Raw genomic sequence first — 10219 nt, forward strand, 5'->3', positions numbered from 1 at the left:
ATAAAAACTAAATCCAAAGAAAATAAATGAATGAAACATGGATACAATGGGACGTGCTTTGGCAATGGGCTTTTGCAGAAATACATCAATCAAGGCAGTAATAAACCGCCCAATGAGATTATCACTTCTATCTGCATTTGCACCTGATTTAACCGTTTTAAAAATTCGGTTAAACCCTTGAAATGCCAAGGCACCACAGATAATGACTAATAGAATAAATGCAATTTGTTCGTTAGGACTTAACATGGATTAATCTTCCAGCTCTTCAACCAATTCTTCCACCACATCGAATAAATCTTCTGCCATTCCATAATGAGCCACATCAAAGATGGGTGCATTTTTATCCGAGTTAATGGCAATAATTGTGGATGAACTTTTCATGCCTTCAATATGTTCCGGTGCGCCAGAAATGCCCAAAGCAATATAGACTTTTGGTTTTACTTTCATTCCGGATTTACCCACTTGATGTGCTTTCGACATCCAGCCCGCATCCACTAACGGACGGGAACACGCCAAATCAGCATCCAATACTTCAGCTAATTCTTCCGCCAATTCTATATCGTCTTTGCTTCCAATTCCACGACCTACCGCTACAAGAATTTCACTTTGAGTAATATCCACATCCGCTGCTTCCGGTTCAATGAGTTGCTTAAATCGAACTTTTCCTGCACCTGAATCAGCAGAAAAATCTTCTACCGATGGTGATCCTGGACTTTTGCCAGCATCCGCATTGAATGCGCCTGCTAATATCATCGCTACGGCAGAACCAGCCACATCAGTGACTACATTCATTTTTCCGCCATACAAAGAACTGGTGCATGAAAATCCACTACCACTTGCACTCATATTCATACAGTAAGAAACGGTTGGCAACTCTAATGCGGTCGCAACCGAATTGGCAATATCCATTCCCATGGATGTAGAGCCAACCATCACCAATGAAGGCGATTTTGCACTCACCACAGACTGAACAGCCGCAGCATAGGATTCCGGATTAAAATCGTCACTTCCACCAACCGAAATAACAGAATCGGCTACGCCCAATTCACCGGCTTTTCCGTTCATGCTCCCAAATGTAACGGCGACACATTGACCACCGGACGCACCGGCTAATTCTTTGGCTTTTCCCAGCATTTCAAAAGTAATGTCCTGGAATTCGCCCTTTAAATGTTCAGTTATGACTAAAATATCGCCCATTAGATAACCCCTTTATCTTTTAAAACTTCGATTAAATCTTCCACATCGTCCAGCATTTTCGCACCGGAACCTTTTGCAGGTGGTGCCATACTTGCAACATTGCTTCCACTCCCACCACCTAAATCGCCCATGGATACTTCTTCGATAGATGCGGTTTCCTGCACTTGGCGAATTTTACTCACTGGTGCATATCTTGGCGCTTTCTTCGCAGCTTGAATGCCCAATACGGCCGGCATATCCACTTCAAATTCGCCCATCATACCACCTGAATATTCTTTATGCACTACTGCTGTTCCACCTGAAACACTCACGCCGGACACAACACTCACGCATGGTGCACCTAAATAGCTCGCTACAATGGGTCCCAATTGTCCATCTCTGTCATCTACAGATTGGACACCGGTAAATACCATATCATACCCTTCTGTTTCTAAAGCATTGGCAAATGCTTTTCCCAGTTGATGGCTATCGGAAGGATTCCCACCCGTAAGCTTGACCGCTTTATCCGCACCTTTGGCAATAGCCGTAAAAAGCATTTTATCTGCCCCATCACTGTCAATCGCCATAGCGACTACTTCATCAGCAGCGCCACTTTCTTTCAATAAAATGGCTTCTTCTAATGCATGGTCATCAAATTCATTTAATTTAAATTTTATATCGTCCGTATCTAATGCTTTCCCGGAAGCATCTACTTCCAAGTCTTCCACCAAATCTGGAACTTGTTTTAATGGGACTACTATTTTCATTTTTTCTCCTGTTTTTTTCCACCAAGACGCGAAGGCACAAAGGATTTTTTCAATATTTTTCTTTGTGACTTTGAGCCTTTGTGGCAATGTTATTCACTCATTTCATTTTTTGGACAAAGAAATGTCGTGTTTGTCCATCTTCATTTATGTTTAATAATTTTTGTCCAGTCGACCTGCACCAGGCTTCCATATCCGGAACAGCTCATGGATGAGAACTGGTTAAATGTAAAATATTTCCAACCGATAATTTTTTCATGGCTTGCCAAGACCGAATCACAGGCATTCCCATTCCGCAATCCCCTGTTTCTATATGCATATCGACTTTCATTAAGCTTCTGCGTCGTCTCCCATGCAGTAATCCATGATTTCAATAATATCCATGACGATCAATTTTCCATCATTATTTGTTGATTTAATGGCATCTTCGAATCGAGATACTTCATAAGGACAGCACACTGCCAAGACTTCTGCGCCCACTTCGATGGCTTCCTTCACACGGTTTTCGGATAAGCGTTCCGTGGTATGATCAGCGACCAAGCCATCCAGCCACATTCCGCCGCCGCCGCCGCCACAACAATAGCCTTGTTCTTTGCAACGATACATTTCAGAAAATTCAATTCCTGGAATCGCATTTAACAAAATTCGTGGCGCATCATATTCTCCGTTATGGCGACCCAAATAACATGGGTCATGAAAAGTCACTTTCTTTGGAAAAGGTCTCTTCATGAGTTTGGATATAGCGTCAATTTGTTCAGCCAAAAATTGAGTATAATGTTGAAGATTATATTCTTTCCCGGTAACGGCTGGATAGAATTTCTTAAAGGCGTTAAATGCGTGCGGATCACTTACCACCAATTTATTATGGTCATATTTATCGAATTGCGCACCATTATGTTCTGCCAATTCTTCGAATAAGCCCGTCTCACCCACCAGTCGTTGAGAGTCACCATCGCATTTTTCTTCTTTCCCTAAAATTCCAAAATCAACATTCAAACGATTAAAAACGCGAACCATAGATTTTGCCGCATCATTTCCACGACCATGGAATGAAAAATAATCACTCACATACCATAAAATATCCACTGGCTGGGGATCATCTTCTTTGGATAAATCGCGAACCGGCTCATCAAATTTCTTCAGCCACTTCACACGTTTCCGGGCAGAATCGCCCATGGGATTTCCATACTCTGCTACATTTTGCAACATATCTTGAAGCTCAGCCGGAACATTTCCATTCAAAACCGCTTGCTCTCGAACTGCTGGCATAATTTTCATCATATCTACTTCTTTGGGACAAACGCGTAAACAATTGGAACATGTTGTGCACATCCACAAATCATCATGCGTAAATAAATCCATGCCTGTTTGTAGCTTCCTGTAAATTTTTCTTGGGCCATAACTACCCACATTGTCAACGGGACAAACACCGATACATTGTGCACATTGATAACACCATCCCATGGATTCTCCGCCAACCAAGTCACGCACATTCTCCAATCCCGTAATATCGTATTCTGTAATTTCCCGTGGTTCATACATTTTATTCCATTCACCGGAAATATCAATCCCATCGATAACGACATTATCTTTTTGAATCCACTTTTCGTATTTATGTTCAGACATACTCTATCCTTGTTTAGACAGGATAACAGGATTGACAAGATAAGAAAATAAAAGTTTGTATATTTTTATCATGTTTTTCAACCTATTTCTCTGTCGATTAATTTTATCCTGTAATCCAGTTTAATCTAATATTCTAACTTTTCGTTTAATTTCTACTTTTTTCTCACCAAAATTTATGAGAAGTCCTACATCCTTTTTAGTCGAAGTAAGATAATTTACCAATTGGACTTCATGAGATTTAGCCAAAGTTCGAATTGATTTATACTCAACTATAACTTCTCCCATAACAAGTTTATCCACAAAATATTCTCCAACTATTTGGTTTTCATAGTAAACAGTTATGGCCTTTTCCATTTCGTATTTCAAACCAATTTTATCCATCTCAATCGCCATACATTTTGCATAAACTGATTCCAAGTATCCGAAACCCATCGTGTTATACACTTTGTATGCGCATCCAATTATCTGTTCTGTTAATTCTTCGTATTTCATTTTTTAATAGACGGGATTACAGTATTTGCAGGATAAGAAAATACCGTTCCGTAATTATTTTTTATCTGCTGGTTTATTTCAATTATTATTTTCAAGCCATTTTTCTTTTTTTTAGTTTTTTATAATCCTGTTTTATCCTGTAATCCTGTAATCCTGTCCAACTTATATACACCCAAAACTCTTTGGGCTAATTCTGATAATTCGGGTAAAATTCTATTGAATTCTTGAGAAAGTTTGACACGGAAAACGGTATACATATAAACGGCATACACACATGCGAGAAATACATCTGTCCCAAATAAACCTTTCCCTGAATCGGAAAATCCAATACTGTGCCCCACTGCATTGACCAAAGCCAATGATTGTCCCACTTTACCATAAATTTCACCATCGGATTGCCCAGATAGGTCTACACCTTCTTGAACAATTAATGGCAGTGAGCCGGTTCCTGTTTTTGAATCCCATATCCAATTGGTCCATAGCCAATATTTCTTCGGATTGGAAAAATGCAAGAGTTCGCTGGCAAAATTCACACGCATGGGGCCGTCCAACTTGTCCACTGAATCAATGAATCTATTAAAGCGTAGATCAATGTTATCATCGCTATATAACAAATCAGTTATGGATTGTTGAAGCGATTCAAATCCGTTGGCTTTTAAGATGCGATTCGCTTTCCGTTTTATGGAAAAGATCGAACCGACCAGTTGACAAAATTCATTTTCTGTCAAATCAGAAATATGATCTTCTGATAATAAATCAGAAAATAAATTGGCCTTTTTTTCCAACTTTAAGCCAATATCTTCTAATTCAGTAGAAGTCGCTAATTTGGTAGCTTCTTTCATGAATTCCATAGCTGCTTCTGAATCCACCACTTCTTGAATACTTACATTATCGTAAAGCATTTAGGCAGACTGTAGTTCAGATTTCCTTAAAAACGCGCAAGCTTTCATTACCGCAGATCCACCCATAGAGATGGAATCTTCCAAATCTGCAGGTCCAGCAGCAGCACCTGCTACAAATACACCCGGCACTTTAGTTTGAACTGTATTCAAAGCACCACCAGTGGTTTCAATGAATCCATGTGATTCCAATGGCAATTTAAATGTGCCGGCCATTTCGGTCGTTCCTTTACTCGGCTCCATTCCCACGGATAATACAACCATGTCCATTGGGATTTCCATTGGGCGACCCATGGTAGTATCTTCACCTTTGACTAACAGTTTGGCTCCACGTTTAGTGATTTCTGTCACGATACCGCGAATAAAATTCACATTCTTTTCTTCCTGGGCCTTCCAATAGATTTCATCTTCCCAGAAGCCATACATACGCATATCAATGTAAAAAACGAAAACACGTGTTTCAGGTAAAATATCTCGAATTTCAATCGCTTGTTTGCATGCTATTCCACAACATACTTTTGAGCACCATTGATTTCCAATTTGACGATCACGACTTCCCACACATTGGATAAAACAGATTTGTTCTGGTTTTTTACCCGTGGATGGCACAAGAAAATTGTCTTCTTTCAACATTTTTTCAGCATCCACCAAAGTGATCACATCATCATGCTCATAATAACCATACATTTGTGTTTCTTTGCCCGGATCGAAATGCTGGAATCCAGTGGATACAATCACAGACCCAACATCCACCACTTCTTCATTGGAACCATTTTGCAAAGTTACTTTCAAATTTGGCGCATCGCCTTCAGATCCAATCACCGATGTATTCAATCGAATATCCACCAACGGATTATCCGTAATGGCATCCACCATTTCTCCCATAGCTTCTTCAGCGCTTCTCATATCCGGCGTTAATGCTGCATAATGTGCAGAAATGGGGTTACCACCCAATACATCGGATTTATCCACCAAAATGGCATGATATCCAAGGTCTGCAATTCCACGAGTGGCTTCCAATCCAGCGGGGCCACCCCCAATAACTAAAATTGGTTTATTTGACATCTGCATCCTCCCAGGTCATAAAATCAAGTTCGCCACTTTCGATTCGTTCGGCAATGGCTTCAAATTCGCCCCATGCTTTCTTATGGTCAATTCCCATCTTTTCAAGCAAAGGTTTATTATCAACGCCGTGCCAGTGTAACTGACACACATTATACGGATGTGCTCCCATGGCTAATGCTGCAAATTGCGCATCAGACAAAACAGGAATGCCCACATTTCTCCCATGAGCTTGTGCTGCAAATTGACTTTTATCCAATGTGGTTACACAACCCGTGTCATGAGTAATGGTCACATCCGGATCTGCTTCTTCTTTCATCCGTTCAATTTTTCGTATAGTAGAAAAGGATCGTGAAAAATCTCGACTCACCAAAATATGGCGAAATCCAAATCCACAGCAATCGTGCCAAGTGGAATAATCCGCCGCCGTGGCACCTAATGCTTCCACGAGCCCCGTTACAATAGCCGTTCGTTGACCATCATATAATTCCCTATCATAAATTGCATCTTCCACCACCAATTTATGATAATGACAAGCAGGATGAACTGTTGTGGTAATATTTCTAAAATCAACAACTTGCCGTTCTGCTATACGATGTCGCATCACATGAATCCATTCAGAATAATGAACAATTTCTTCTGGAAAGACAAATGGCATTTTCAAACGATCCATAATTCGGCGGACTTGGTCCCGTAATTCAGGATGATGGATGATTTCTTCCCGTGTTTCTTTATAATGCCCAAAACTTGTTCCACAGTGAATGAGTGGAAAATACCCATCCAATTTTGCCTGGGCGAAATTTCTTACAGCAATCGCCGCTTGAGCTGCAGGATTTGATGTGGATGAAGCATAATAATTCCAAGCCGTGCAGGAAGATTGATCTTTTGGATCATAATAATCCAATCCAAATTGACGATGTAACCAGAATATTGCGGTAGAATATCCGGGAATATGTCCGCACTGCCCACAGGATTTATGATGCCACGTATGTTCAATGGGGATTTTTTTCTTTCGGCCATATTTTGTTTCTACTTCCACAATTGGTTCTGGCACACGATGGACTTCTAATTCGCCTTTCGCTTCCAATTCAAATAATTTTTCCCGATAATCTTCCGTTGGCGGTTTCCCATCACGGACAAATTCTCTTAAAGGAACTTTAGATTCCGTATGAACCGCTGGCGCTTGTGTTGTTGTTTCCATATAATTCCCTTTATTCTTCTAAAACATTTTCAAAATCATCAATATCATATCCATTGTCGTCCAATAATTCTTCCATCACCTCTTCTAAAATCATGTATATACCTTCATCGATGCCTTCAATGAGCTCCAAATTCCCGGTCAATTTCCAAATCATGTATAATTCTAATCGCGTTTTTTCTGAAACATCCCAAGCCAGTTCAGTGGTATGAAGTGTTTCTGGTGGAATTGCACGACGCCAAACATCCAAATTTTCTGCAACGGCCTTTACATCTGTTCCCCAATCTGGGAAAAAGTCTGGCTGAAGCATATCTGGCGCCACTTGCGTTCCAGTGGACATAACCTTGTAAATAATTCTACTATATGCTTTAAGGGCATCTTTTGCAGATTGCATACCGGCACGAACCGCTGCATCTCGCATCATAAGAATAATTCCACCTGGATTGTTTTCTCTGGGACATCGTGTGCAAGAATAACATTGAGAACAATCCCAAACGCTGTCATTCAATAATTCATAAAACGTATCCACATCTTCTCTTGCCATAATTTGAGCAAAAACCCGTGGACTAAAATCGTAAAACCGGGCAGATGGACATGCAGCCACACAAATGCCACATTCATAGCATCCATATAAATTGTGATCATAACGCATGTCATCTTTCACTTCTTTGAAGAGCTTTAATTTCTCTTCATAAGGGACATCCATGTATTTAGCATCTGTATAAATTGACATCTTAATTCCTATTTTTTTTGACACGAAGACACGAAGACTCTAATTGAGTTTTGATATTTTTTGACCCCTTTGTGTTTCCCCAATAACAGGGGAAAATATTTGGTTTCATTTCAACTTTCATTTCTTTGTGTCTTTGAGCCTTTGTGGCTATTTTCTAATTCTAAAAAATCTTTTTCTAATTGGTCGACTTTCGGTAATCCCACAATCCGTTTTATTTCTATTTCATTTTTATAAAATATCATTGTTGGAATTGTTTTGATTCCCACCTTCTGCGCTATTGAAAGCCCAGTCTTATTTTCCAATTTGACCGTTTCCAAATTTAAATTGCCATGAGCTTCAGATAAAGCCCACGCCATCTCCACAGCAGGACCACATCCCCCGCAAGCAGGATGTGTAAAAATACGAAGAGTCATTTTGGCCAAGGCACATCAAGGCTTTGTTTTAGCCTTCAAATCCTTCACAATGGATGCATTCACCCATTTCTTTTTCTGTCATATAACCATCAAATCCAGAAATTGCATCATCACCCATAACTAATTCGCCAGAGTCGCCATCATAATCAGTTGGCTGTATTCGAACAATCCACCCTTGTTTATATGGACTCCTATTCAAAACAGTAGCATCACTTTCTACAGCATCATTCTTGGCTACAATTTCTCCGGCAAATGGCGTCTTAACTGGCCCGACCCATTTCCCACTTTCAACCGTGGCAATGCTTTTGCCTTTTTTAACTGATTTTCCCACTTTTTTTGCACGGCAATGAAGCATGGCTCCTGCCAACGATTGGGCAATATCTGTCATACCCAAATCAACGGTTCCATCATCATTTTTTTTAATCCATACATTAAAATCCACATGATATTGAAGATCATCCGGTAGCATACAATTTTTTAATTCAGCCATAATATTCCTTTTTACTAATAGGTTAATACCATATTACTATCGAGACCTTCATCTGTCATGAAGGCAGCGCCGACAACGCCATCACATTCTTCAATCAAATCTTCTTCTGTCATATCATGAAGTTGAAGCGCTGCAGAACAAACATACATTTCTGCATCTGCTTCTTTTGCATCACGAATAAAGTCCATAACTGATTTTCCGCCTTCTTTCGCATATAGCGCATCAGCTTCACCTTTTTTCATAAGTAGCACACCATCAATTTGGAAAATGATCATTACTTCATTATCCATGGCAGCAGCAACACTTGCCATATAGAAAGGTGTTGCGCATCGTTGTGGTGTTGCTGGCCCCGATGTAACAAATATGGTTACTTTTCCGTCTTCTGACATTTTATTTCCTTTATCTTCTATACAAATAATTGAATATCTGCATCTGCAGCATATTCTAAAAAGGTGGCCGCCCCACCAACATCTACACCATCAATGAATTCTTCTTTTTGAAACCCAAACACATCCATGGTCATTTGACAACCGATAAATTTGACTCCGGATTCCAAACACATGTCTCTTAATTCTTCAATGGATGCCACGCCTTTATTTTTAAATGTTTGTTTCATAAGGCCAGTAGCCATTGATTCAAATCCAGGCATATTTCCCATCAAAACATTTGGCATTGGCCATTCAAAATCTTGAAATCCTTTTGGGCCAAACGGCATTTTCATGGGCATAGCCGGATTGGTTGCAGGCGCTACTTTTGCCTTAATATCCTTTTTAAGTAATGTTAATCCATAGAATGTGAAAAAGATTTGAACTTCCATATCCAATGCAGCAGCCGTGGATGCCAAAATGAATGGCGGGTAAGCCCAATCTAATGTTCCTTGGGAGGCAATTAAGGCCATTTTCTTTTGTTCACTCATAATAAACTCCTCTCGAGATTATTTTTATTTTTTATTGAATTATTTTAAAAGTATTAAGATTTTTTAATAAAAAATGTATAAATACCATCTTCAACATTGTGAGACAGTAATTCATTCCCTGTTCGTCTAGACCAAGCATTCATGTCATTGATTGATCCTGGGTCTGTAGCTTCCATTTTCAAAACTTGACCCACATCCATCGCATCTACCTGTTTTTTAGTTTTTAGGATAGGTAAAGGACAATTCATTCCTTTACAATCCAGCTCCTGATCATATGTTGTATCGTTCATGTGACTCCCTTTTAGTTGTTTGGTATGCTAAATTCAAAATCCCATTCGCCGGAATCTAGTTTCGCCTGGACTTCGCTCATGCAGTTGAGAATTTTGCTAATAAAATTATTGGCCAAAGAATAAAAATATCGTGTGCCTTCTTGACGAAAAGTAACAATAT

14 protein-coding genes are annotated in these 10219 nt (G+C 39.7%); all 14 read right to left on the reverse strand.

Annotated elements, in window-relative coordinates:
- Nucleotides 1-246: (Fe-S)-binding protein (locus tag HOD97_04010; GenBank protein ID MBT4280768.1), on the reverse strand; the 246-nt coding region annotated here is incomplete at its 3' end.
- Between the two features lie 3 nt (nt 247-249).
- The gene (locus HOD97_04015) at nt 250-1197 is read right to left on the reverse strand and encodes an electron transfer flavoprotein subunit alpha/FixB family protein (protein ID MBT4280769.1); all 948 of its coding nucleotides are present in this window, start codon (nt 1195-1197) and stop codon (nt 250-252) included.
- The gene (locus HOD97_04020; GenBank protein MBT4280770.1) at nt 1197-1943 is read right to left on the reverse strand and encodes an electron transfer flavoprotein subunit beta/FixA family protein; all 747 of its coding nucleotides are present in this window, start codon (nt 1941-1943) and stop codon (nt 1197-1199) included. Before HOD97_04020 ends, HOD97_04015 begins: the two co-directional genes overlap by 1 nt.
- Nucleotides 1944-2270: 327 nt before the next feature.
- A complete protein-coding gene (locus tag HOD97_04025; GenBank protein ID MBT4280771.1) occupies nt 2271-3566 on the reverse strand; it encodes a (Fe-S)-binding protein in 1296 nt (431 codons plus the stop codon).
- A 120-nt stretch (nt 3567-3686) separates the two neighbouring features.
- The gene (locus tag HOD97_04030) at nt 3687-4058 is read right to left on the reverse strand and encodes a GxxExxY protein (GenBank protein MBT4280772.1); all 372 of its coding nucleotides are present in this window, start codon (nt 4056-4058) and stop codon (nt 3687-3689) included.
- Between the two features lie 119 nt (nt 4059-4177).
- Nucleotides 4178-4960, reverse strand: a complete 783-nt coding sequence (locus tag HOD97_04035) for a hypothetical protein (GenBank protein MBT4280773.1) — start codon at nt 4958-4960, stop codon at nt 4178-4180.
- Nucleotides 4961-6022 (reverse strand): CoB--CoM heterodisulfide reductase iron-sulfur subunit A family protein, encoded by a 1062-nt coding sequence (locus tag HOD97_04040; protein MBT4280774.1) that lies wholly within the window; start codon nt 6020-6022, stop codon nt 4961-4963.
- Nucleotides 6012-7220 carry a heterodisulfide reductase subunit B gene (locus HOD97_04045; GenBank protein ID MBT4280775.1) on the reverse strand — a complete coding sequence of 403 codons (1209 nt, stop codon included), beginning with the start codon at nt 7218-7220 and terminating at the stop codon, nt 6012-6014. The genes HOD97_04040 and HOD97_04045 overlap by 11 nt, the downstream gene beginning before the upstream one ends.
- Before the next feature lie 10 nt (nt 7221-7230).
- Nucleotides 7231-7950, reverse strand: a complete 720-nt coding sequence (locus HOD97_04050) for a heterodisulfide reductase subunit C (protein MBT4280776.1) — start codon at nt 7948-7950, stop codon at nt 7231-7233.
- Nucleotides 7951-8060: 110 nt separating this feature from the next.
- Complete coding sequence (locus HOD97_04055; GenBank protein MBT4280777.1) at nt 8061-8363, reverse strand: thioredoxin family protein; 303 nt, start codon at nt 8361-8363, stop codon at nt 8061-8063.
- Nucleotides 8364-8391: 28 nt separating this feature from the next.
- Nucleotides 8392-8853: a glycine cleavage system protein H gene (locus tag HOD97_04060; protein MBT4280778.1), complete on the reverse strand. Its 462-nt coding sequence runs from the start codon at nt 8851-8853 to the stop codon at nt 8392-8394.
- A 14-nt stretch (nt 8854-8867) separates the two neighbouring features.
- Nucleotides 8868-9242 (reverse strand): sulfur reduction protein DsrE, encoded by a 375-nt coding sequence (locus HOD97_04065; GenBank protein ID MBT4280779.1) that lies wholly within the window; start codon nt 9240-9242, stop codon nt 8868-8870.
- 17 nt (nt 9243-9259) lie between these two features.
- Nucleotides 9260-9769, reverse strand: coding sequence for a peroxiredoxin family protein (locus HOD97_04070; protein ID MBT4280780.1), 510 nt, complete (start codon nt 9767-9769; stop codon nt 9260-9262).
- A 53-nt stretch (nt 9770-9822) separates the two neighbouring features.
- On the reverse strand, nt 9823-10059 hold the full coding sequence (locus HOD97_04075) for a sulfurtransferase TusA family protein (protein MBT4280781.1): 237 nt from the start codon (nt 10057-10059) through the stop codon (nt 9823-9825).
- Nucleotides 10060-10219: the final 160 nt, after the last annotated feature.

The organism is Candidatus Neomarinimicrobiota bacterium, assembly GCA_018651745.1.
Taxonomy (GTDB): domain Bacteria; phylum Fidelibacterota; class Marinisomatia; order Marinisomatales; family TCS55; genus JAAZYX01.

Bases quoted from the DNA above. Each gene is read 5' to 3' on its own strand.
- HOD97_04015 (MBT4280769.1), bottom strand. From the start codon at position 1,197: ATGGGCGATATTTTAGTCATAACTGAACATTTAAAGGGCGAATTCCAG.
- HOD97_04065 (MBT4280779.1), bottom strand. From the start codon at position 9,242: ATGTCAGAAGACGGAAAAGTAACCATATTTGTTACATCGGGGCCAGCA.
- HOD97_04020 (MBT4280770.1), bottom strand. From the start codon at position 1,943: ATGAAAATAGTAGTCCCATTAAAACAAGTTCCAGATTTGGTGGAAGAC.
- HOD97_04060 (MBT4280778.1), bottom strand. From the start codon at position 8,853: ATGGCTGAATTAAAAAATTGTATGCTACCGGATGATCTTCAATATCAT.
- HOD97_04075 (MBT4280781.1), bottom strand. From the start codon at position 10,059: ATGAACGATACAACATATGATCAGGAGCTGGATTGTAAAGGAATGAAT.
- HOD97_04070 (MBT4280780.1), bottom strand. From the start codon at position 9,769: ATGAGTGAACAAAAGAAAATGGCCTTAATTGCCTCCCAAGGAACATTA.
- HOD97_04030 (MBT4280772.1), bottom strand. From the start codon at position 4,058: ATGAAATACGAAGAATTAACAGAACAGATAATTGGATGCGCATACAAA.
- HOD97_04035 (MBT4280773.1), bottom strand. From the start codon at position 4,960: ATGCTTTACGATAATGTAAGTATTCAAGAAGTGGTGGATTCAGAAGCA.
- HOD97_04050 (MBT4280776.1), bottom strand. From the start codon at position 7,950: ATGTCAATTTATACAGATGCTAAATACATGGATGTCCCTTATGAAGAG.
- HOD97_04055 (MBT4280777.1), bottom strand. From the start codon at position 8,363: ATGACTCTTCGTATTTTTACACATCCTGCTTGCGGGGGATGTGGTCCT.
- HOD97_04025 (MBT4280771.1), bottom strand. From the start codon at position 3,566: ATGTCTGAACATAAATACGAAAAGTGGATTCAAAAAGATAATGTCGTT.
- HOD97_04040 (MBT4280774.1), bottom strand. From the start codon at position 6,022: ATGTCAAATAAACCAATTTTAGTTATTGGGGGTGGCCCCGCTGGATTG.
- HOD97_04045 (MBT4280775.1), bottom strand. From the start codon at position 7,220: ATGGAAACAACAACACAAGCGCCAGCGGTTCATACGGAATCTAAAGTT.